At 72.1% G+C, this 25462-nt stretch carries 1 protein-coding gene; it reads right to left on the bottom strand.

Translation table 11 applies throughout. The features are described 5' to 3' along the window. Window positions 1-19 precede the first annotated feature (19 nt). Complete coding sequence (locus ACIBI9_RS42025; protein ID WP_397231081.1) at window positions 20-25450, bottom strand: SDR family NAD(P)-dependent oxidoreductase; 25431 nt, start codon at window positions 25448-25450, stop codon at window positions 20-22. Window positions 25451-25462: the final 12 nt, after the last annotated feature.

The following is a 25462-nucleotide window of genomic DNA, read 5'->3' as shown; positions in this document are numbered from 1 at the left end:
TTCTGAGCCGCTGCAACTGTCAAGAGATCTCGAGCTCGTTGTCGATGAAGGCGAACATCTCGTCGTCGCTGGCGGACTCGAGCTGGTCCGCGACGTCCGACTCGCCTGTGCCGTTCAGGCCCGACAGGAGCTCCTTGAGGCGCGCGGTGAGCCTGGTGCGCACCGTGCTGTCCTCGGCGAGTGTGGTCAGTGAATCCTGGAGCTGGTCCAGCTCCGCGAAGAGCCGCAGGATGCCGGCCTCCTCGTCCTTCGCCCCGGCTTCGCCGAAGTAGCCCATGAGGTGGTCGGTCAGGGCCACCGGGGTGGGGTAGTCGAAGACGAGGGTGGCGGGCAGCCGCAGGCCCGTGGCCCTGCCGAGCTGGTTGCGGAACTCGACCGCGGTAAGGGAGTCGAACCCGAGGTCCTGGAACGGGCGCTGCGGGTCGATGGCGGATCCGTCGGAGAATCCGAGGACGGCCGCCACCTGGCCGCGTACGGTGTCCGACAGCGCCGACCGGCGCTCGGCCGGTTCCATCGCGGACAGCCGCTCGGCCAGCCCGTCGGTGGTGCCCGCCCGCCGCATGGAGGTCCGCGCGCCGGCGCGGGCCTGGACGAATCGGGCCGGGATGAGCAGTGACCGGCCGGACGCGACGGCGGTGTCGAACAGCGCGAGCCCGTCGGCCGCGGACAGCGGCGCCACGCCCATGCGCGCCAGGCGGCGCAGGTCGGCCTCGGTCAGCTCGCCGGACATGCCGCCCTGCTCCCACAGCCCCCAGGCCAGGGACGTGCCCGCCAGCCCTTCGGCTGCCCGTAGCTGGGCCAGCGCGTCGAGGAACGCGTTCGCCGCGGCGTAGTTGCCCTGGCCCGCTCCTCCCAGCACCCCCGACATCGAGGAGAACAGCACGAACGCGGTCAGGTCGAGCCCTCGCGTCAGCTCGTGCAGGTACCAGGCGGCATCGGCCTTGGGCCGCAGCACCACGTCCAGCCGCTCGCCCGACAGGGAGGTGATCACCCCGTCGTCCAGCACACCGGCCGTGTGCACCACACCGGTCAGCGAGTCCGCCACCGAGGCGACCACCCCGAACAGCGCCTCACGATCGGCCACGTCACAGGCCGCCACCTCCACCTCGGCGCCCAGCCCTTCCAGCTCGGCCACCAGCTCGGCCGCACCCGGCGCGTCCAGGCCGCGGCGGCTCACCAGCAGCAGCCGCCTGACCTCGTGCTCGATGACCAGGTGGCGGGCCACCAGCGCACCCAACCCGCCCGTGCCACCGGTGACCAGCACCGTGCCGTCCGGGCCGAACACCGGACCCTGATCCTCCAGATCCGTGACCCGGCCCAGCCTCGGCGCCCAGATCTCGCCCGCCCGCACCGCGAGCTGCGGCTCACCCGACGCCAGCGCCCTGGCGAGCACGTCGCCGGAGGGCGCCTCGGCATCCAGATCCAGCAGCACGAACCTGCCGGGCTGCTCGGCCTGTGCGGCCCGGACGAGGCCGCCCACCGCCGCCTGGGCGAGGTCCGGGCTCTCGACGGCGGTGGTGGCGAGGGCGCCGCGCGTGAGGACGACGAGCCGGGACGACGCGAAGTGCTCCTCCGCCAGCCAGCTCTGCAGCAGTTCGAGGACGTCGTGCGTCGCGGCGTGATGGTCCTGCCCGATGGAGGGGCCGGCCAGGACCGCCTCCGGGAGATCGGCCGGGTCGTGCAGCGAGACCAGAGTGGCGAGGTCCGGATAGGTGACGCAGCCGGTGCCGAGGTCGTCGGCGCCGAGCAGCGCCCAGCGCGGCGTCTCGGACGCGGGCGCGTCGGGGAGCCGGGTCCACTCGATCTGGTGCAGCGTGCCCTGGTTCCCGCCGCCTTGCGGGCCGCCGGCCATCGGGCGCAGGGTGAGGGTCTCGACGGCGGCGACCGGCGCGCCCAGATCGTCGGCGATGCTCAGCGTGATGGCCGCGCCGCCGACGTTGGCGATCTTGACGCGCAGGCTGGTCGCTCCCGCCGCGAGCAGGGACACGCCCGACCACGCGAACGGCAGGTACGGCCGCCCCGGCTCGGGCCGCGGCAGCAGCCCACCCAGTGCGGTGGCGTGCAGCGCGGCGTCCAGCAGGGCGGGGTGCAGCACGAACCGGCCGGCGTCCGCGTGCGCCTCCTCCGGCAGGGCGATCTCGGCGAACACCTCGCCGCCCCGCTCCCAGGCGCCGGTCAGCCCCTGGAACGTCGGCCCGTAGTCCAGTCCGATCGCGAGCATGTCGTCGTAGAGGTCCTGGACCGGGACCGGCTGCGCGCCCGCGGGCGGCCACTGCCGGAGGTCGATGTCCGGCTCGGGCGCGGTCGCGGTGAGCGTGGCCTGGGCGTGCTGGGTCCACTCGGTCGCGTCCTGCGTACGGGAGTGGATCGCCAGCGACCTGCGGCCCGGCTCCTCGGTGGCGGTGGACACCAGCTGGAGCTGGACGCCGCCGCCCTCGGGCAGGACCAGCGGGGCCTGCAGGGTGAGCTCCTGCAGGTGCGGGCAGCCGCTCTCGTCCCCGGCCCGGACGGCCAGCTCGACGAGCGCGGTGCCCGGCACGATCACGCTGCCGCCCACGACGTGGTCGGCCAGCCAGGGGTGCGTGGCGACCGACAGCCGCCCGCTGAAGATCACCGTCTCGCCGCCGGCGACCTCGGTCGCCGCGCTGAGCAGCGGGTGCTCGACGGCGCCCAAGCCCGCGGTGGTGACGTCGCCGGTGTCGGGGCCGGGCTGGAGCCAGTAGCGCTCGTGCTGGAAGGCGTACGTGGGCAGGTCCACCCGGGACGGGCGGGCCGGCGCGAAGAACGCTTTCCAGTCGACGGTGACGCCGTTCGCGTGCATCCGGCCCAGGGCCTCGACGAACGTACGGGCCTCGTCGCGGTCCTTGCGCACGACCGGTACGAAGGCACCGTCCTCCAGGCTCTGCTGGGCCAGCGCGGTCAACGTGGTGTCCGGACCGACCTCCACCCACACCTTCGCCCCGGCGGAGCGAGCGGCGGCGACCCCGTCGGCGAACCGCACGGCCTGCCGCACGTGCTCCACCCAGTAGCTCGGGGTGGTCAGCTGCCCCGGCTCGGCCAGCCGGCCGGTGAGGTTGGAGACGATCGCGACCGTCGGCTCGTGGTAGGTCAGACCGGAGATGGCCTCCTCGAAGTCGGCCAGCATCGGCTCCATCAGCGGGGAGTGGAAGGCGTGGGAGACCCGTAGTCTGCGTGTGCGAGCGCTGACCTGTTCCTCGATCTGCGCGATCTTCTGGGCGTCGCCGGAGATCACGACCGCTGCGGGACCGTTGACCGCCGCGATCCCGACCTGGCCCTCCAGCAGGGGCAGAACCTCGGCCTCGGGTGCGGCGATCGCGAGCATCGCGCCACCCGTGGGTAGGGCCTGCATCAACCGGGCCCGGGCCGCCACCAGCGCGCACGCATCCGCCAGCGAGAACACTCCCGCCACATGCGCGGCGGCGATCTCCCCGACCGAATGGCCGATCAACACATCCGCGCGGACGCCGAAGGATTCCAGCAGCCGATACAGCGCCACCTCGAAGGCGAACAGCGCCGGCTGGGTCATCCCGGTCTCGTTCAACACCCCATCGGGATCGTCGAACATCACCTCACGCACCGGCAGGAACTGGTCGATCTCCTCCAGCGCCTCAGCGAACACCGGGAACGCCTCAGCGAAGTCCCGCCCCATACCGACCCGCTGGCTGCCCTGACCGGCGAACAGCAGCGCCAGCTTGGCCCGTGAGCGCACCAGGCCCGTCTGGGTCCTCGGCTCGTCCGGTCTGCCGTCGGCCAGCGCCGCCAGCGCTTCGAGCAGTTCGGCGCGGTCCGCGCCTGTGATCACCGTGCGGTGCTCCAGCACCGACCGGCCCGCCGCCAGCGACCATCCGACGTCGGCCACGTCCAGTTCCGGCCGCGACTCGATCCAGGAGCGGAGCCGTCCGGCCTGCGCCGAGAGCGCCTGCTCGCTGCGTCCTGACAGCACCCACGGAACCATGGGCAGCTCGCCGGCGGGCTCCGGCTCGGGCGCGACCGGGGACTCCTCCAGTACGACGTGGGCGTTCGTGCCGCTGATCCCGAAGGAGGAGATGCCGGCGCGGCGCGCGTGCCCGTTGCGCTGCCACGGCTGCGCGTCAGTGAGCAGCCGCACCGCGCCCGCCGTCCAGTCCACGTGCGTGGACGGCTCGTCCGCGTGCAGGGTCTGCGGCAGCGTCTCGTTCCGCAGGGCCATCACCATCTTGATCACGCCGGCGACGCCTGCGGCGGCCTGCGCGTGGCCGATGTTCGACTTGATCGAGCCGAGCCACAGCGGCTGGTCCCGCTCCTGGCCGTAGGTCGCGATCAGCGCCTGGGCCTCGATCGGGTCGCCGAGCACGGTGCCCGTGCCGTGCGCCTCGACCGCGTCCACGTCCGCCGCCTCCAGCCCGGCGTTGGCCAGCGCCTGGCGGATCACCCGCTGCTGGGAGGGGCCGTTCGGGGCGGTCAGGCCGTTGCTGGCGCCGTCCTGGTTGACCGCGGACCCGCGGACGACCGCCAGCACCCGGTGGCCGTTGCGCCGCGCGTCCGACAGCCGCTCCACCAGCAGCATGCCCGCGCCCTCCGACAGCCCGACGCCGCCCTCTGCCTCGGCGAACGCCCGGCACCGGCCGTCCACGGAGAGGTTGCGCTGCCGCGCGAACTCGATGAACGTCCACGGGGTGGCCATCACGGTCACGCCGCCGGCCAGCGCCAGGTCGCAGTCGCCCGACCGCAGCGCCTGCACCGCCAGGTGCAGCGCCACCAGGGACGACGAGCACGCCGTGTCCACGGTCATCGCGGGTCCCTCGAAGCCGAAGGTGTACGACACCCGGCCGGAGGCGACGCTGCCCGAGTTGCCGGTGCCGATCAGGCCCTCGAGTTCCGCCGGCACCGAGGACAGCTGGGACGCGTAGTCGTGGTACATCACACCGGCGAACACACCCGTCCGGCTGCCCCGCAGCCCGTGGGGATCTATTCCGGCGCGTTCGAGCGCTTCCCACGAGGTTTCGAGCAGCAGCCGCTGCTGCGGGTCCATGGCCAGCGCCTCACGCGGCGAGATCCCGAAGAAGCCGGGGTCGAACTGGGCGGCGTCGTACAGGAAGCCGCCGTGCCGGGCGTACGAGGTGCCCCGGTTGCCGGGGTCCGGGTCGTAGAGCCTGTCCAGATCCCAGCCGCGGTCCGCCGGGAACTCGCCCACGGCGTCCCCGGCCTGCGCCACCAGCCGCCACAGGTCCTCGGGCGAGGCGACCCCGCCGGGGAAGCGGCAGGCCATTCCGACGATCGCGATGGGCTCGTCGTCCGCCGCCGACGTCCGTGCCGTGACCGCGACCTCGCGCGTGCCCAGCAGCTCGCCGGACAGGAACCTGACGAGCGCCGCCTGGGTGGGATAGTCGAAGACCAGCGTTGCCGGCAGCCGTATGCCCGTGACCTCGCTGAGCCGGTTGCGGAACTCCACCGCCATCAGCGAGTCGAAGCCCAGCTCCTGGAACGACATGCCCTCGTCGAGGCCTGACCGGTCGGCGAAGCCGAGCACCACGGCCAGCTGATCGCGTACCAGGTCCTCCAGCACGGACTGCTGTCCGGCCGGCGGCAGGCTCGCCAGCTGCTGCTTCAGCGTGGCCGCGGCCTCCGACGCGGCTGTCACCACGCGCCTGGCGGGACCGGACACGAGACCGCGCAGCAGCGGGGGCAGCATGTCCGCGTGGGCGCCGAGCACCTTGAGGTTCAGCTGAGCGGGGACCAGCGTGGCCCGGTCGGTGCCGAGCGCGGCGTCGAGCAGGGCCAGCCCGTCCTCGGCCGACAACGGGTCGACGCCGGAGCGCGCGAGCCGCCGCAGGGCGGCGTCGTCGAGCTCCGCGAGGCCGCCTTCCCTCCACAGGCCCCAGGCCAGCGAGATCGCGGGCAGCCCCTGTGCCCTGCGGTGCTCCGCCAGGGCATCCAGGTACGCGTTCGCCGCCGCGTAGTTGCCCTGGCCCGCGCCTCCCATCACGCCTGCCAGCGAGGAGAACAGGACGAACGCGGACAGATCCAGATCCCGGGTGAGCTCGTGCAGGTGCCAGGCGGCGTCGGCCTTGGGCCGCAGGACCGTGTCGAGCCGTTCGGACGTCAGGGAGGTGATCACGCCGTCGTCCAGGACGCCGGCCGCGTGCACGACACCGGCCAGCGGACGTTGCATAGAGGCGATCAGCTCAGCGACGGCGTCACGGTCGCCCACGTCGCAGGCGGCCACGCTCACCTCGGCGCCCAGCGCGGACAACTCGGCCACCAGGTCCGCCGCCCCTGGAGCATCCGGCCCGCGCCTGCTGACCAGCAGCAGATGCCTCACCTGATAGGTGCTGACCAGGTGCCGGGCCACCAGCGCGCCCAGACCGCTCGTACCGCCGGTGACCAGCACCGTCGACTCCGGCTCGAACACCGGGCCCCGGCCTTCCGGCGCCGCCGCCCGGGCCAGGCGCGGCACCCGGGCCTCACCGCCCCGCAGGGCCACCTGGGCCTCGTCGCCGGCCAGCGCTCGGCCGATCATGTCCTCGGGCGTGTCGTCGTCCAGGTCGAGCAGGACGAACCGGCCCGGCTGCTCGGCCTGCGCGGCCCGTACCAGGCCCCAGGTCGCCGCCTGCGCCGGGTCCGGCACGTCCTCCGGACCGGCCGCCACCGCGCCACGCGTGACGACGACCAGCCGCGACGACGTGAACCGCTCGTCCGCCAGCCACTCCCGCAGCAGGTCCAGCGTCTCGTGCACACTGGCAGGGGCCGCCACCGGCACGCACTCCGGAACCGTCCCGGCCTCGGCGAGCCCTGCCAGGCCGGGCAGGATCTCTCGCGCGTCGCCTGTCGCGCTCAATGTCACCGGCACCCAGTCGACCTGGAACAGCTTGTTCCTGTTCCTGGCCGCCGGGGTGGTCTCCAGCTGACCGGCGGACACCGGACGTACCGCCAGCGAGGCGACCGTGGCCACGGGCAGGCCGCCCGTGTCCGTCAACGTCACGGAAACCGCGCCCTGCGCTCGCAAGGAGATCCGTACGCGGAGCTTCGTGGCGCCGGAGGCGTGCAACGCCACGCCGCTCCAGGCGAACGGCAGGGACGGGCGGCCGGGCTCCGCGTCCGGCGCGAACCCGCCGAGTGCGGTGGCGTGCAGGGCCACGTCGAACAGCGCCGGGTGCAGCCCGAACCGGGCCGCGTCGCGTGCCATCTCCTCCGGCAACGCCAGCTCGGCGAGGACCTCGTCACCCTTGCGCCACGCGGCCCGGAGCCCGCGGAAGGCGGGGCCGTACCCGAGGCCCATGGCGGCGAACTGGTCGTACAGGCCGTCCAGCGCCACCGCCTCTGCCTGTTCCGGCGGCCAGACGCTGTCGGGCTCCGGCGCCGTCACGCCGGCTCGTGTCAGCGTTCCGGCGGCGTGCTGGGTCCAGGGCTCGTCCTGCGCGCCATGGAGGCGGGAGTAGATCCCCAGCCGCCGGCGGCCGTCCTCGTCCGGGGCGCTGACGGCCACCTGGAGCTGGACCGCGCCGCGCTCGGGCACGATGAGCGGGGCCTGCAGGGTCAGCTCTTCGAGCAGGTCGCAGCCGGCCTCGTCACCGGCCCTGATGGCCAGCTCCACGAAGCCCGTTCCGGGGAGGAACACCTGCCCGTTGACGGCGTGGTCGGCCAGCCACGGGTGGGTGGCGATCGACACGCGGCCGGTGAGGACCACCGCTCCGCCGTCGGCGAGGCCCGTGACCGCGCCGAGCAGCGGGTGTCCCGTGGCCCACAGGCCAAGGCTCTCCGCGTCGCCGGCACCGGCCGATTCCAGCAGCCAGAAGCGCTGGTGCTGGAAGGCGTAGGTGGGCAGTTCGACCCGGTTCGGCCGGGCGGGCTCGTACGCACGGCCCCAGTCGATCTCGGCGCCGCGCACCCACAGCTCGGCGGCGCTGGTCCACAACCTGCGCAGGCCACCGTCGTCGCGGCGCAGCGTACCCACCACGACCGCCTCGGCACCGGCCTCCTCGACCGCCTCGCGCATCCCGATCTGCACCACCGGATGGGCGCTGACCTCCACGAAGAACCGGAAGCCCGAACCCGCCAGCTCGCTCACCGCGGGGGCGAACCACACCGTTCGCCGCAGGTTCTCGTACCAGTAGGCGGCGTCCACCTCGGCCCCGGTCAGCCAGCACTGCCGGACTGTCGAGTACCACGCCACTTCACTTGTTTGCGGCGTCACCGGAGCCAGCAGCCTCGCCAGTTCGTCCTCGATCGCCTCGACATGCGCCGAATGCGAGGCGTAGTCCACCTCGATCCGCCGCGCCCGCACGCCCTCCGCGTCATACCGAGCCAGCAATTCGTCGATGGCGTCCCGATCGCCTGACACCACCGTCGAGGAAGGCCCGTTCACGGCCGCGATGGAGATCCGGTCGTCTGCCGTCACCTCCGAGGCCGGTAGCGGGATCGAGGCCATGCCGCCCTGTCCGGCCAGCGCCACGATGGCCTGGCTCCGGAGCGCGACCACCCGGGCGCCGTCCTGAAGCGACAGCGCGCCGACCACCACGGCGGCGGCGATCTCACCTTGGGAATGTCCGACGACCGCGGCGGGCGTCACGCCGAGCGAGCGCCACACCTCGGCCAGGGACACCATCACCGCCCACAGCACCGGCTGCACCACATCGACCCGGTCCAGGGTCTCCCCGCCACGCAGCACGTCTGTGAGGGACCAGTCCACGAACTCCGACAGCGCCGCCTCGCACTCCGCCATCCGCGCGGCGAACACCGGCGAGTCGTTCAGCAACTCGACACCCATACCGAGCCACTGCGACCCCTGACCGGGGAAGACGAACACCGTCTTACCTCCCGGCCCGGCCACACCGCGCACCGCGCCTTCGTCCAGCCTCTCCAGCCGGGCCAGCAGCTCTTCCCCGTCGGCACCGATCACCACCGCACGGTGATCGAACGCCGAGCGGCCGAGCAGCGACCAGCCGACCTCCACCGGCCGAACCCCGGCCACCGCGTCAGCCAACCGGCCCGCCTGAGCCCGCAACGCCTCCGCGCTACGACCCGACAGCACCCACGGCACCACCGGCGGCTCGTCAACGGGCTCGGCCTCCACCGGGGCCTCGATCGGCGGCTCCTCCAGGACCACATGTGCGTTCGTGCCACTGACGCCGAAGGAGGAGACGGCGGCGCGGCGCGGACGATCCTCGACGTCCCACGGCCGGGCCTCGGTCAGCAGTTCCATCGCGCCCGCCGACCAGTCCACGTGCGGGCTGCGCTCGTCCGCGTGCAAGGTCCTGGGAAGTACGCCGTTGCGCATCGCCATGACCATCTTGATGACGCCCGCCGCGCCGGCGGCCGCCTGGGTGTGGCCGATGTTCGACTTGATCGATCCCAGCCACACCGGCCTGTCCTCCGGCCGGTCCTGACCGTAGGTGGCCAGCAGCGCCTGCGCCTCGATCGGATCACCCAGCGGGGTCCCCGTGCCGTGTGCCTCGACCGCGTCCACGTCTCCGGCCGACAGCCCGGCGTTGGCCAGGGCCTGGCGGATCACCCGCTGCTGCGAGGGGCCGTTCGGAGCGGTCAGGCCGTTGCTGGCACCGTCCTGGTTGACCGCCGTACCGCGGATGACCGCCAGCACCTGGTGGCCGTTGCGCTGCGCGTCCGACAGGCGCTCCACCAGGAGTACGCCGATGCCTTCGCTCCAGCCGGCGCCGTCCGCGTCGGCCGAGAACGCCTTGCAGCGGCCGTCGGTGGACAGGCCGCGCTGCCGGCAGAACTCGATGAACGTGCCCGGCGTCGCCATCACGGTCACGCCGCCGGCGAGGGCCAGGTCGCACTCACCGGACCGCAGCGCCTGCACCGCCAGGTGCAGCGCCACCAGCGACGACGAGCAGGCCGTGTCCACGGTCACCGCGGGTCCCTCGAAGCCGAAGGTGTACGACACCCGGCCGGAGGCGACGCTGCCCGAGTTGCCGGTGCCGATCAGCCCTTCCAGCTCTTCCGGCACCGACGTGAGCTGAGAGGCGTAGTCGTGGTACATGACGCCGGAGAACACGCCGGTTCTGCTGCCGCGCAGCCCGTGCGGGTCCATTCCGGCGCGCTCCAGGGCCTCCCACGAGGTTTCGAGGAGCAGCCGCTGCTGCGGATCCATGGCCAGCGCCTCGCGCGGCGAGATCCCGAAGAAGCCGGGGTCGAACTCCCCCGCGTCATACAGGAAGCCGCCGTGTCGTACGTAGGAGGTGCCCCTGCTGTCGGGGTCGGGATCGTACAGTTTGTCCAGGTCCCAGCCGCGATCGGTGGGGAACTCCCCGATCGCGTCCGTGCCGGAGGAGACGAGCTCCCACAGGCCCTCCGGGGACACCACGCCACCCGGATAGCGGCAGGCCATCCCCACGATCGCGATCGGCTCGTCGTCGATCACCGTCCGGGCCACGGCGACGGATGCCGCGGACGCGGCCCCCGTCAGCTCCGAGTCCACGTAGTCGGCGACCGCGGCGGCGGTCGGGTAGTCGAAGACGAGTGTGGCCGGCAGGCGCAGCCCGGAAACGGCGTTCAACCGGTTACGCAGTTCCACTGCGGTCAGCGAGTCGAAGCCCAGCTCCTGGAAGGCGCGATCGGGCTGTACCGCGTCCCCTGAGGCGTGCCCCAGCACGGTCGCCACTTCCTGCCGTACCAGCTCCAGCAGCGCCTGCCGCCGCTCCGCCGGCTCCAGACCGGCCAGCCGCCGCCCCAGCGCCGAGGCGTCCGAGCGGGCCACCCGCCGTGCCGAGCCGCGCACCAGCCCGCGCAGCAGCGCCGGAAGGCCGTCACCCCTCGAACGCAGCGCCTGCGCGTCGACCCGCAACGGCACCAGCACCGCCGCCTCCGCCGCCACGCCCGCGTCGAACGACGCCAAGCCCTCGTCCACCGACAGCGCCGGCAGCCCCTGACGCCGCATCCGCTCCAGGTCGGCCTCGCTCAGCCAGGCGCTGAGCCCCGTCTCCGCGTCCCAGAGCCCGTACGCCAAGGACGTCGCCGGCAGCCCCAGTGAGCGACGGTGCACTGCCAGCGCGTCCAGGAACACGTTGGCCGACGCATACGCCGCCTGCCCCGCCGCCAGCACCAACCCGCCGGCCGACGAGAACAGCACGAACGCCGACAGGTCCAGATCGCGGGTCAGTTCGTGCAGGTGCCAGGCTCCGTCCGCCTTCGCCCCCAACACCCCGTCGATCCGCTCGACCGACAACGAACCCACCAGCCCGTTGTCCGCCACGCCCGCCGCGTGCACCACGCCGACCAGCGGATGCTGCCGCGGGACAGAGGCGATCGCCTCGGCCAGCGCGTCGCGATCGGAGACATCACAGGCCGCCACCGACACCTCGGCCCCGAGCTCGCCCAGCTCGGCCACCAGATCGGCCGCGCCCGCGGCCGCCGGCCCGCTGCGGCTGGCCAGAACCAGGTGCCGCACGCCGTGAGTGACCACCAGGTGCCGGGCGACCAGCGCGCCCAGCCCGCCGGTGCCACCGGTCACCAGCACCGTGCCGTCCGGCCCGAACGCCGGTGACCCGCCTTCCGCGCTCGCGGCCCGCGCGAGCCGCGGCACCCACACCTCGCCCTCGCGGACCGCGGCCTCGGGCTCCCCGGAAGCGACCACCGCGCCCAGAGCGCGCCAGGACTCCTCGCTGCCGTCCAGGTCCACCAGTACGAACCGGCCCGGGTTCTCGGCCTCGGCCGCCCGCACCAGCCCCCATACCGGGGCCACGCCGACGTCCACGGACTCGTCGGGCTTCACCGCCGCCGCGCCACGCGTGACGACGACCAGCCGCGCCGACGCGAACCGCGCGTCGGCCAGCCACTCCCGCACCGATTCCAGGACGAGGCGAGTGGCCTGCCGTATGGCGGTGGGGACGTCCGTCTCGGGGTCGGTGGCCGGGCATTCCAGGAACGCCCACTCCGGGACCGGGTCCGCGTCGCCGAGGGCCGCCAGGTCCGCGTACTCGCCCGCTTCGGCCGGCTCCGCCGGAATCTCGGCCGGCTTCGTCCAGGTCACCTGGTAGAGGGGGTTGTGACCCGTTTGCAGCTGGCCGGTGGACAGCGGCCGGACGGTGAGCGCGTCGATGTCGGCCACCGGCGCGCCGGTGCCGTCGGCGATGGTCAGCGAGACGGAGGTGCTGCCGGCGCCGGTGTTCTTGGTGGCTCTGACGCGCAGGCCGGTCGCTCCGGTCGCGTGCAGCGACACTCCCGACCAGGCGAAGGGCAGGAACGGCTGTCCCGGCTCGGGCGTCGGCAGCAGATCGCCCAGTGCGCTGGCGTGCAGCGCGGCGTCCAGCAGGGCCGGATGCATCCCGAACCGCGCCGCCTCGGCATGCGCCTGGTCCGGCAGCGTGATCTCGGCGAACACCTCGCCCGGCCGCGCCCACGCTCTCGTCAATCCCTGGAAGAGCGGGCCGTACTCAAGGCCGATCCCCGCCAGGTTCTCGTACAGGTCCTCGACCTCGACCGGCACCGCGTCCGCCGGCGGCCACTGCGCCACGTCGAAGCCCGGCTCCGCGACCGTGGGCGCCAGCACGCCCTCGGCGTGCCGGACCCACTCGTCCCCGTCACCGGACCGGGAATGAATGCTCACCGACCGCTGGCCGGAATCCTCCGCCGCGCCGACCACCACCTGCAGCTGCACGCCGCCCTCGGCGGACACCACCAGCGGGGCCTGCAGGGTCAGCTCCTGCAGGCACGGGCAGCCCACCTCGTCACCGACCCGAACCGCCAGCTCCACCAGGCCCGCGCCGGGAAGCAGGACCATGCCGTTGACCAGGTGATCTGCCAGCCAGGGCTGCGTGGCGAGCGACAACCGGCCGCTGAACACCACCGACTCCCCGCCTGCGACTTCGGTCACCGCGCTCAGCAACGGATGATCGACGGCGCCCAGCCCGGCCGCGTCCACGTCGCCGGTCTCGGCCCGCGCCGCGACCCAGTACCGCTCCCGCTGGAAGGCATAGGTGGGCAGGTCCGCTCGCTGCGCCCCCACAGGGGCGAAGAACGCCTCCCAGTCGACGGCCAGACCACACGCGTGCATCCGTCCCAGAGCTTCGACCAGGGTACGGACCTCGTCGCGGTCCTTGCGGCTGGCGGGGATGAACACCCCGTCGGCGATGCTCTGCTGAGCCAGCCCGGTCAGCACCCCATCCGGGCCGATCTCCAGGAAGTGGCTCGCCCCGGCAGCCGTCACTCCGTCAGCGAACCGCACGGCCTGGCGCACGTGCTCCACCCAATAGCTCGGGGTGGTCAGCTGCCCCGGCTCGGCCAACCGGCCCGTCAGGTTGGAAACGATCGCAACCGTCGGCTCGTGGTAGGTCAGCCCGGCAATGGCCTCCTCGAAGTCGGCCAGCATCGGCTCCATCAACGGCGAGTGGAAAGCATGCGAGACCCGCAGCCTGCGCGTCCGAACGCTGACCCGCTCCTCGATCTCCGCGATCTTCTGGGCGTCGCCGGAGATCACCACGGCCGCTGGGCCGTTGACCGCCGCGATCCCGACCCGGCCCTCCAGCAGCGGAAGAACCTCCGCCTCAGGTGCGGCGATCGCCAGCATCGCGCCCCCTGCCGGAAGCCCCTGCATCAACCGGGCCCGGGCCGCCACCAGCGCGCACGCATCCGCCAGCGAAAACACTCCGGCCACGTGCGCGGCGGCGATCTCTCCGATCGAGTGACCGATCAGGACATCCGCGCGGACGCCGAAGGATTCCAGCAGCCGATACAGGGCGACCTCGAAGGCGAACAGCGCCGGCTGGGTCATCCCGGTCTCGTTCAACACCCCATCCGGGTCGTTGAACATCACCTCACGAACCGGCATCAGCCGGTCGATCTCCTCCAGCGTCTCGGCGAACACCGGGAACGCCTCGGCGAGCTCCCGACCCATACCGACCCGCTGACTGCCCTGACCGGCGAACAGCATTGCCAGCCGGCCACCAGAGCCACTCCCGGCCGTCACATCCCGCAACCCGGCCAGCAGCTCATCACGATCAGCGCCCACCACGACCGCACGCTGCTCCAGCACCGCCCGGTTCATCGCCAACGCCGCGCCGATGCCGGCGATCGAGGTCTCCTCCGAGACCCACGACTCCAGACGCCGGGCCTGGGCCTGCAGCGCCTCGGGCGTCTTCGCCGAGATCAGCCACGGCACCATGGGCAGAACCGCATCATCACTCGCGGCCTCGGCGTCCACCTGCTCGATGATCACGTGAGCGTTCGTGCCGCTGATCCCGAACGAGGAGACCGCCGCCCGCCGTGGCCGGTCCTGCCGCTCCCACGGGCGGGCCTCGGTCAGCAGTTCGACGGCACCGGCCGACCAGTCCACGTGCGGCGACGGCTCGTCCACATGCAGGGTCCGGGGCATGAGGCCGTGCCGCATGGCCATCACCATCTTGATGACCCCGGCCACACCGGCGGCGGCCTGCGTGTGACCGAAGTTCGACTTCAGCGACCCCAGCCACAACGGCCGATCCCGCTCCTGGCCATAGGTCGCGAGGAGCGCCTGGGCCTCGATCGGGTCGCCGAGCTTGGTGCCCGTGCCATGTGCTTCGACCACATCCACATCGGCGGCCGACAGACCGGCGTTCGCCAGCGCCTGCCGGATCACCCGCTGCTGCGAAGGGCCGTTCGGCGCGGTGATCCCGTTGCTCGCACCGTCCTGGTTGATCGCCGAGCCCTTGAGGACCGCCAGCACCTGGTGACCGTTGCGCCGCGCGTCCGACAGCCGCTCCACCAGCAGCACCCCGGCGCCCTCGCCCCAGCCGGTACCGTCCGCGGCGGCGGCGAAGGACTTGCACCGGCCGTCCGTGGCCAGGCCGCGCTGACGGGAGAACTCGATGAACGTGCCCGGCGTCGACATCACCGTCACACCACCGGCCAGCGCGAGGTCGCACTCGCCGGAGCGCAGCGCCTGTGCCGCCAGGTGCAGCGCCACCAAGGACGACGAGCACGCCGTGTCCACCGTGACCGCAGGGCCCTCGAACCCGAACGTGTAGGACACCCGCCCGGACACCAGGCTGCCACCGCTGGTCGACGCCGGAGTGCCCAGCCCGTAGTCGTGGTACATCACACCGGCGAACACACCGGTCCGGCTGCCGCGCAGCCCGACGGGACTGACACCGGCGCGCTCAAGCGCCTCCCACGAGGTCTCCAGCAGCAGCCGCTGCTGCGGATCCATGGTCAACGCCTCGCGCGGCGAGATCCCGAAGAAGCCGGGGTCGAACTCGGCGGCCTCGTACAAGAACCCGCCGTGTCGTACGTAGGAGGTGCCCTTGCTCTCCGGATCGGGGTCGTACACCCTGGCGAGGTCCCAGCCGCGGTCGGTGGGGAACTCCCCGATGGCATCCCTGCCGGAGGAGACGAGCTCCCACAGACCTTCCGGGGACACCACGCCACCCGGATAGCGGCAGGCCATCCCCACGATCGCGATCGGCTCGTCGTCGATCATCGTCCGGGCCACGGCGACGGATGCCGTGGACGCGGCCCCCGTCAGCTCCGAGTCCACGTAGTCGGCGACCGCGGCGGCGGTCGGGTAGTCGAAGATCAGCGTGGCCGGCAGGCGCAGCCCGGTGACCGCGGTGAGCCGGTTGCGGAACTCGACCGCGGTGAGGGAGTCGAAGCCGAGATCCTGGAACGTCCGATCGAGCTGTACCGCGTCCGCCGAGGCGTGCCCCAGGACGGTCGCCACCTCCTGGCGCACCAGGTTCGACACTGCCGACCGGCGTTCGGCCGGCTCCATCGCGGCCAGCCGGTCGGCGAGCCCGTTGACCGCGGCGGCCCGCCGCGGCTGGGTGCGAGCGCTCCTGGCCTGCGCGAACCGCGCCGCGACCAGCACCGGCCGATCGGAGCACAGCGCGGCGTCGAAGAGCGTCAACCCCTCTGCCTCCGACAGCGGCTTCAGCCCTACGCGCTCCATGCGGCGCAGGTCGGCCTCGGTCAGCTCTTCGGTCATGCCGCCCATGTCCCACAGGCCCCAGGCCAGCGAGATCCCGGGCAACCCCTGTGACCTGCGGTGCTCCGCCAGGGCGTCCAGGTACGCGTTCGCCGCCGCGTAGTTGCCCTGGCCGGGACCACCCAGCACGCCCGCGATCGAGGAGAACAGGACGAACGCCGACAGATCCAGATCCCGGGTCAGCTCGTGCAGGTGCCAGGCGGCGTCGGCCTTGGGCCGCAGGACCGTGTCGAGACGCTCAGAGGTCAGGGAGGTGATCACGCCGTCGTCGAGGACGCCGGCCGCGTGTACGACACCGGCCAGCGGACGTTGCATGGAGGCGATCAGCTCAGCGACGGCATCGCGGTCGCCCACGTCGCAGGCGGCCACGCTCACCTCGGCGCCCAGCGCGGACAGCTCGGCCACCAGATCCGCCGCCCCCGGAGCATCCGGCCCGCGCCTGCTGACCAGCACCAGATGCCCCACCTGGTACGCCGTGACCAGGTGCCGGGCCACCAGCGAGCCCAGACCACTCGTACCGCCGGTGACCAGCACCGTCGACTCCGGCCCGAACACCGGGCCTCGGCCCTCCGGCACCGCCGCCCGCGTCAGACGTGGTGCCAGCACCTCACCGGCCCGCACCGCCACTTGGGCCTCATCGCAGGCCAGCGCCCGGCCGATCACGTCCTCGGACGTGTCGTCGTCCAGGTCGAGCAGGACGAACCGGCCCGGCTGCTCGCCTTGCGCGGCCCGTACCAGACCCCACACCGCCGCCTGCGCCGGATCCGGCACATCCTCCGGACCGGCCGCCACCGCGCCACGCGTGACGACGACCAGCCGCGACGACGTGAACCGCTCATCGGCCAGCCACTCCTGCAGCAGGCCCAGCACCTCGTGCACCGCGCCCCGACCGGCCGGAGCCGCCACCAGGACACGCTCCGGAACCGTCCCGGTTTCGGCGAGTCCCACCAGACCGGCCTCGAGCAACACCCACGTGGGCGCCTGGGCCGCGGGATCGGCCGTGCTCCACTCGAGGTGGTGCAGCGACTCGAGGCTCCTGGCCGCGGCGAGCTGGTCAGCCGAGATCGGCCGAACCGCGAGCGACTCCACCGACAGGACCGGAGCCCCGGTGGGATCGGCGATGGTCAGAGCGATGGCGTTGTCACGCAGGGGGGAGATCCGCACCCGGACGCTGGTCGCGCCGGCCGCGTGCAGGTCCACTCCGGCCCAGGAGAACGGCAGGACCGTCTGCCCGTCCGCGGCGACCAGTTGCGCGTGCAGCGCGGCGTCCAGCAGAGCCGGGTGCACCCCGAAGCGTCCCGCGTCGGCGAAGGCCTGCTCCGGCAGCGCGACCTCGGCGAATATCACTTCGTCGCGCCGCCAGGCCGCCTGCAGTCCCTGGAAGACCGGCCCGTACTCGTAACCCCTGTCCAGCAGCACGTCGTAGGCGTCTGCCACGTCGATCCCGACGGCATCGGACGGCGGCCACTGTTCCAGCCTGGACGCCGACACCGATACCGGCGGAGCCGTGGTCAGCGCGCCCTCGGCGTGCCCCGTCCACGCGCCCGCTGCGTCGTCCTCGACCCGGGAGTGGATCGAAACCGGCCTCGTCCCGGACTCGTCGCTCGCGCCCACCACGACCTGCAGCTGACAACTGGCGTCCGCAGGCAGCAGCAGCGGCGCCTGGAGAGTGAGCTCCTGCAGGCGCGAGCAGCCCACTTCGTTGCCGGCGTGCAGTGCCAGCTCCAGGAACGCGGTGCCGGGGAGCAGGATCGTGTCGTTGACCATGTGATCGGCCAGCCAGGGCTGCGTGTCCACTGACAGCCGGCCGCTGAAGACCACCGACTCCCCGCCGGCCACTTCGGTCATGGCGCCCAGCAGCGGATGGTCCACGTCCGCCAGCCCGACGGAGCTCATCTCACGGGCCTCGACCTGCGCGTTGACCCAGTACCGCTCCCGCTGGAAGGCGTAGGTGGGCAGGTCGACGTGCCTGCCCGGTGCCAGCACCGCCGTCCAGTCCACAGCGATGCCGTGGGTGTGCAACCGGCCGAGTGCCTCGATCAGGGCGCGCGCCTCGTCTCGGTCCTTGCGGCTGGCGGGGACGAACACACCATCGGCGATGCTCTGCTGGGCCAGCCCGGTCAGCACTCCATCTGGGCCGATCTCCAGGAAGTGGCTCGCCTCCGCGGCCATCACGCCGTCGGCGAATCGCACGGCCTGCCGCACGTGCTCTACCCAGTAGCTCGGGTTGGTCAGCTGGCCTGGCTCAGCGATCTGGCCGGTGATGTTGGAAACGATCGCGAGAGTGGGCTCGTGGTAGGTCAGTCCGGTGATGGCCTGCTCGAAGTCGGCCAGCATCGGCTCCATCAACGGTGAGTGGAAAGCATGCGAGACCCGCAGCCTGCGCGTGCGAGCGCTGACCCGCTCCTCGATCTGCGCGATCGCCTCTTCGTCGCCGGAGATCACTACCGCAGCCGGACCGTTGACCGCCGCGATCCCGACCCGGCCCTCCAGCAGCGGCACAACCTCCGCCTCGGGCGCGGCGATCGCCAGCATCGCCCCACCGGCCGGTAGGGCCTGCATCAACCGGGCCCGAGCCGCCACCAGCGCACACGCATCCGCCAGCGAAAACACTCCCGCCACATGCGCGGCGGCGATCTCCCCGATCGAGTGCCCGATCAGGACATTCGCCCGGACGCCGAAGGATTCCAGCAGCCGATACAACGCGACCTCGAAGGCGAACAACGCCGGCTGGGTCATCCCGGTCTCGTTCAACACCCCATCGGGGCCGTCGAACATCACCTCACGCACCGGCAGGAACTGGTCGATCTCCTCCAGCGTCTCGGCGAACACCGGGAACGCCTCAGCCAGCTGCCGGCCCATACCGACCCGCTGACTGCCCTGACCGGCGAACAACAACGCCAACCGGCCACCAGAGCCACTCCCGGCCGTCACATCCCGCAACCCGGCCAGCAGCTCATCACGATCAGCGCCCACCACGACCGCACGCTGCTCCAGCGCCGCCCGCCCGGTGGCCAACGACCAAGCGGCATCCGCCAGGGAAAGCGACGGCCGCTCCTCCAGCCACGACGCCAGTCGAGACGCCTGAGCCTGAAACGCCGGCGCATCCTTGGCCGACACCAGCCACGGCACCACCCGCGGCTCCTCAACGGGCTCAGGCTCCTCCTCCACACCCGGGCCCTGCTCGATGATCACATGCGCATTGGTGCCACTGATCCCGAACGAGGAGACCGCCGCACGACGGGCGTGCCCGTTCTGCTGCCACGGCTGCGCCTCGGTGAGCAGCTCAACGGCACCGGACGACCAGTCCACGTGCGGGGACGGCTCATCCACATGCAGGGTCTGCGGCAGGACCCCGTTCCGCATCGCCATGACCATCTTGATCACGCCACCCACACCCGAGGCGGCCTGCGTGTGACCGATGTTCGACTTCAGCGACCCCAGCCACAACGGCCGATCCCGCTCCTGGCCATACGTCGCGATCAACGCCTGCGCCTCGATCGGGTCACCCAGCGTCGTGCCCGTCCCGTGCGCCTCGACCACATCCACATCGGCGGCCGACAGACCGGCGTTGGCCAGCGCCTGCCGGATCACCCGCTGCTGCGAAGGACCGTTCGGCGCCGTGATCCCGTTACTCGCACCGTCCTGATTGATCGCCGAGCCCTTGAGAACCGCCAGCACCTGGTGCCCGTTGCGCCGCGCGTCCGACAGCCGCTCCACCAGCAGCACACCGACGCCCTCACCCCAGCCGGTGCCATCAGCCGCCGCCGAGAACGCCTTACACCGCCCATCCGCCGCCAACCCCCGCTGACGCGAAAACTCGATGAACATCCCCGGCGTCGACATCACCGTCACACCACCGGCCAGCGCCAGATCACACTCACCGGATCGCAACGCCTGAGCAGCCCAGTGCAACGCCACCAAAGACGACGAACACGCCGTGTCAACCGTGACCGCAGGACCTTCCAGGCCCAGGGTGTACGACACCCGCCCCGACACCAGGCTTCCGCCGCTGGTGTTCGCCGGAGTGCCCAGCCCGTAGTCGTGATACATCACACCGGCGAACACACCCGTCCGGCTCCCACGCAACCCCGTCGGATCGATCCCCGCCCGCTCGACCGCCTCCCACGACGCCTCCAGCAACAACCGCTGCTGCGGATCCATCGCCAACGCCTCACGCGGCGAAATCCCGAAAAATCCCGAATCGAACTCCGCCGCGTCATACAAGAACCCGCCATGCCGCGCATACGACGTCCCCCGACTATCCGGATCCGGGTCATACAACCTCTCCAGATCCCAACCCCGATCAACCGGGAACTCCCCAACCGCATCCCGGCCCGAGAACACCAGCTCCCACAAACCCTCCGGCGAGGTCACCCCACCCGGATACCGGCACGCCATCCCCACGATCGCGATCGGCTCATCGACCACCGCAGCAGCCGCCACCACAGCCCCCGACGACCGCCCGCCATCCAGCTCACCCGCCAGATACCCGGCCACCGCCTCAGCCGTCGGAAAATCGAACACCAACGTCGCCGGCAACCGCAGCCCGGTGGCGGCGATCAGCTGGTTGCGGAACTCCACCGCGGTCAGCGAGTCGAAGCCCAGCTCCTGGAAGGCGCGATCCGGCTGGACCGCGTCCATCGAAGCGTGTCCGAGTACCTTGGCGACCTCCTGGCGGACCAGCTCCAGCAGCACCCGGTCCCTCTGGTCAGGCTCCAGCCCCGCCAGCCGCCGTGCCAGCCCCGTTCCCGCCGCACGCGCCACCGGCCGCGCGGGGCCGCGTACGAGCCCGCGCAACAGCGCCGGAAGCCCTTCGCCACGGCTCCGCAGTGCCGCCGCGTCCACCCGCAACGGCACCAGCACCGCCGCGTCACCGGCCGACCCGGCATCGAACAGCGCCAGGCCCTCCTCCACCGACAGCGCCGGCAGGCCCTGGCGCCGCATGCGCTCGAAGTCCGCTTCGCTCAGCGCGCCGCCCATACCCGCGTCGGTGTCCCACAGGCCGAACGCCAGCGACGTCGCCACCAACCCCATCGACCGCCGGTACGACGCGAGGGCATCCAGGAACACGTTCGCCGCCGCGTAGTTGGCCTGCCCCGCCGCCAACACCAGACCACCGGCCGACGAGAACAGCACGAACGCCGACAGGTCCAACCCCGCCGTCAGGTCATGCAGATGCCACGCCGCCACGGCCTTGGCCCCCAGCACCCGCGCGAGCCGCTCCACCGACAGCGACCCCACCAGGCCGTTGTCACTCACACCGGCCGCGTGCACCACCCCGGTCAACGAGTCCGCCACCGAAGCGACAACCCGGGCCAGCGCCTCCCGGTCGGCCACGTCGCAGGCCTCGACCGCGACCTCGGCCCCCAGCTCGGCCAGCTCCGCCACGAGGTCGGCGGCGCCAGGCGCCTCCAGTCCGCGCCGGCTCACCAGCACCAGCCGGCGCACTCCATGCGCCGTCACCAGGTGCCGGGCCACCAGAGCACCCAGCCCGCCCGTGCCACCGGTCACCAGCACCGTGCCGTCCGGGCCGAACACCGGCTCACCCGCCGACGCCTCTGCCTTCGCCAGCCGGGGAACCCGCACCTGCCCGTCGCGAACGGCTGCCTCCGGTTCCCCCGAAGCGACCACCGCACCCAGGGCACGCCACGACTCCGCGCTGCCGTCCACGTCCACCAGCACGAACCGGCCCGGATTCTCCGCCTCGGCCGCCCGCACCAGGCCCCACACCGGGGCCGTACCGACGTCCAGGCCCTCGGCGGCCTGCACGGCCACCGCACCACGCGTCACCACGACCAGCCGCGACGACGTGAACCGCTCGTCGGCCAGCCAATCCTGGATCACGCCCAGGGCCTCGGCGGTGATCTCGTGGACGGCGTCGAGGACCTCGGCCTCCGGCGCGGACACCACGTACGTCACAGCCTCGGGCACGTCGGCACCCTCGGCGATGGCCGTCAGCTCGGGCAGGTCCCCGGCCTCGGCGGGGGCGAGCGAGAGCGGCGTCCAGTCCACGCGGAACATCGAGTCGGCGCGACCGCCGGTGAGCTGGTCGGCCGAGACGGGGCGCACGGCCAGCGAATCGACCGACAGCACCGGCGCACCCTCGGCGTCGGCGATGGTCAGGGCGATGGAGTTGTCCCGAATGCGGGAGATCCGTACCCGGACGCTGCTCGCGCCCGCCGCGTGCAGGCGCGCTCCGCCCCACGAGAACGGCAGGACGGTCTGCCCGTCCCCGGCGATCAGCTGCGCGTGCATGGCGGCGTCCAGCAGGGCGGGGTGCAGTCCCGACCTGGCCGCGTCGGCGTGCGCCTGCTCGGGCAGCGCGACCTCGGCGAACACGTCGCGGTCCTGGCGCCAGGCCGCCTGCAGGCCCTGGAAGACGGGCCCGTACTCGTACCCCATGTCCAGGAGGAGGTCGTAGGCGTCGGACACGTCGATCACGTCGGCGCCGGCCGGCGGCCACTGCTCCAGCCCTTCCACCTGCGCGGGCGCGGCATCGGCCAGCGCGCCGTCGGCGTGCAGCACCCAGGGGGCGTCGCCGTCGGCGCGCGAGTGGATCGAGACCGGCCTCACTCCGGCTTCGTCACCGCTGCCGACCAGCACCTGCAGCTGGCGCCCGCCGTCGGCGGGCAGCAGCAGCGGCGCCTGCAGGGTGAGCTCCTGTACGACCGGGCAGCCGACCTCGTCCCCGGCCCGCAGCGCCAGCTCGAGGAACGCCGTGCCGGGCAGGAGAATCGTGCCGTTGACGGCGTGGTCGGCCAGCCACGGCTGCGCGGCCACGGTGAGCCGGCCGCTGAAGATCACGGACTCGCCACCGGCGATCTCGGTCACCGCGCTCAGCAGCGGATGATCGACTGCCGCGAGCCCGGCCCCGGCCATGTCCCCGGCATCGGCCCGTGCCGACATCCAGTACCGCTGGTGCTGGAAGGCATAAGTGGGCAGGTCCGCTCGCTGCGCCCCCACGGGGGCGAAGAACGCCTCCCAGTCGACGGCGAGACCACACGCGTGCATCCGTCCCAGAGCTTCGACCAGAGTACGGACCTCGTCGCGGTCCTTGCGGGTGGCGGGGATGAACACACCGTCGGCGATGCTCTGCTGAGCCAGCCCCGTCAGCACCCCATCCGGGCCGACCTCCAGGAAGTGGCTCGCCCCTGCAGCCGTCACCCCGTCGGCGAACCGCACGGCTTCGCGCACGTGCTTCACCCAGTAACCGGGGTTGGTGAGCTGCCCCGGCTCAGCCAGCCGGCCGGTGAGGTTGGAAACGATCGCAAGAGCGGGCTCGTGGTAGGTCAGACCGGAGATGGCCTCCTCAAAGGAAGTCAGCATCGGCTCCATCAACGGCGAGTGGAAAGCATGCGAGACCCGCAACCTGCGCGTCCTAACGCTCACCCGTCCTTCGATCTGCGCGATCGCCTCTTCGTCGCCGGAGACCACCACCGCAGCAGGGCCGTTGACCGCCGCGATCCCGACCCGGCCCTCCAGCAGCGGAAGAACCTCTGCCTCAGGTGCGGCGATCGCCAGCATCGCCCCAGCCGTGGGAAGCGCCTGCATCAACCGGGCCCGGGCCGCCACCAGCGCACACGCATCCGCCAGCGAGAACACTCCAGCCACGTGCGCGGCGGCGATCTCCCCGATCGAGTGACCGATCAGGACATTCGCGCGGACGCCGAAGGATTCCAGCAGCCGATACAGGGCGACCTCGAAGGCGAACAGCGCCGGCTGGGTCATGCCGGTCTCGTTCAACACCTCATCGGGGCCGTTGAACATCACCTCACGCACCGGTAGGAGCTGGTCGATCTCCTCCAACGCTGCGGCGAACACCGGGAACGCATCAGCGAGCTGTCGGCCCATGCCGACCCGCTGGCTGCCCTGACCGGCGAACAGCAACGCCAACCGGCCGCCAGAGCCACTCCCGGCCGTCACCTCCCGCAACCCGGCCAGCAGCTCATCACGATCAGCGCCCACCACGACCGCACGCTGCTCCAGCACCGCCCGGTTCATCGCCAGCGCCGCGCCGATGCCGGCGACCGAGGTCTCCTCCGAGACCCACGACTCCAGACGCCGGGCCTGGGCCTGCAGCGCCTCGGGCGTCTTCGCCGAGATCAGCCACGGCACCATGGGCAGAACCGCATCATCACTCGCGGCCTCGGCGTCAACCTGCTCGATGATCACGTGGGCGTTCGTGCCGCTCACTCCGAACGACGAGACGGCGGCGCGACGCGGATGATCCTGAACGTCCCACGACCGAGCCTCGGTCAGCAGCTCAACGGCACCGGCCGACCAGTCCACGTGCGGCGACGGCTCATCCACATGCAACGTCTGCGGCAGAACCCCGTTCCGCATCGCCATGACCATCTTGATCACGCCACCCACACCGGCCGCAGCCTGGGAGTGGCCGATGTTCGACTTCAGCGACCCCAGCCACAACGGCCGATCCCGCTCCTGGCCATACGTCGCGATCAACGCCTGCGCCTCGATCGGGTCACCCAGCGTCGTACCGGTCCCGTGCGCCTCGACCACATCGACATCTCCGGCCGACAGACCGGCGTTGGCCAGCGCCTGCCGGATCACCCGCTGCTGCGAAGGACCGTTCGGCGCCGTCAGACCGTTGCTCGCACCGTCCTGGTTGATCGCCGACCCCTTGACGACCGCCAGCACCCGATGACCATTGCGCCGCGCATCCGACAGCCGCTCCACCAGCAGCATGCCGACACCCTCGGCCCACCCCGTGCCGTCAGCCGAGGCGGAGAACGCCTTGCACCGCCCGTCCGGCGACAGCCCGCGCTGCCGGGAGAACTCCACGAACGTCCCAGGCGTGGCCATCACCGTGACACCACCGGCCAGCGCCAGGTCGCACTCGCCCGACCGCAACGCCTGCACCGCCAGGTGCAGCGCCACCAGCGACGACGAACAAGCGGTGTCCACGGTCACCGCCGGGCCCTCGAACCCGAACGTGTACGACACCCGGCCCGAGGCGATGCTGCCCGAGTTCCCGGTCCCGACCAGGCCCTCCAGCTCCTGGGGCACGGAGGCCACCTGAGGGGCGTAGTCGTGGTACATCACCCCGGCGAACACACCGGTACGGCTGCCGCGCAGCCCCGCCGGGTCGACACCCGCCCGCTCGATCGCCTCCCACGACGCCTCCAGCAGCAACCGCTGCTGCGGATCCATCGCCAACGCCTCACGCGGCGAAATCCCGAAAAACCCGGGGTCGAAATCCCCCGCGTCGTACAGGAAACCGCCATGCCGGGAGTAGGACGTCCCACGGCTGTCGGGGTCCGGGTCGTACAGCTTCTCGAGGTCCCAGCCGCGGTCGGTGGGGAACTCCCCGATCGCGTCACCGCCCGAGGCCACCAGGTCCCACAGGTCCTCCGGTGACAGGACCTCGCCCGGGTAGCGGCAGGCCATTCCCACGATCGCGATCGGCTCGCGCGCCGCCTCGGCGAGAGAACGGTTCTGCGCACGCAGCCGTTCCGTCTCTTTCAATGAGGAACGCAGGGCCTCGATGAGCTTGGTGTCGTTCGCAGCCATTCTCGCCTCGTA

The sequence above is a fragment of the Nonomuraea sp. NPDC050451 genome, from assembly GCF_044458585.1.
Note: the sequence above shows the minus strand (reverse complement) of the source record. Positions and strands in the feature narration are given on the sequence as shown.

Coding starts and splice junctions, on each gene's coding strand:
- ACIBI9_RS42025 (WP_397231081.1), bottom strand. CDS start 25,450: ATGGCTGCGAACGACACCAAGCTCATCGAGGCCCTGCGTTCCTCATTG.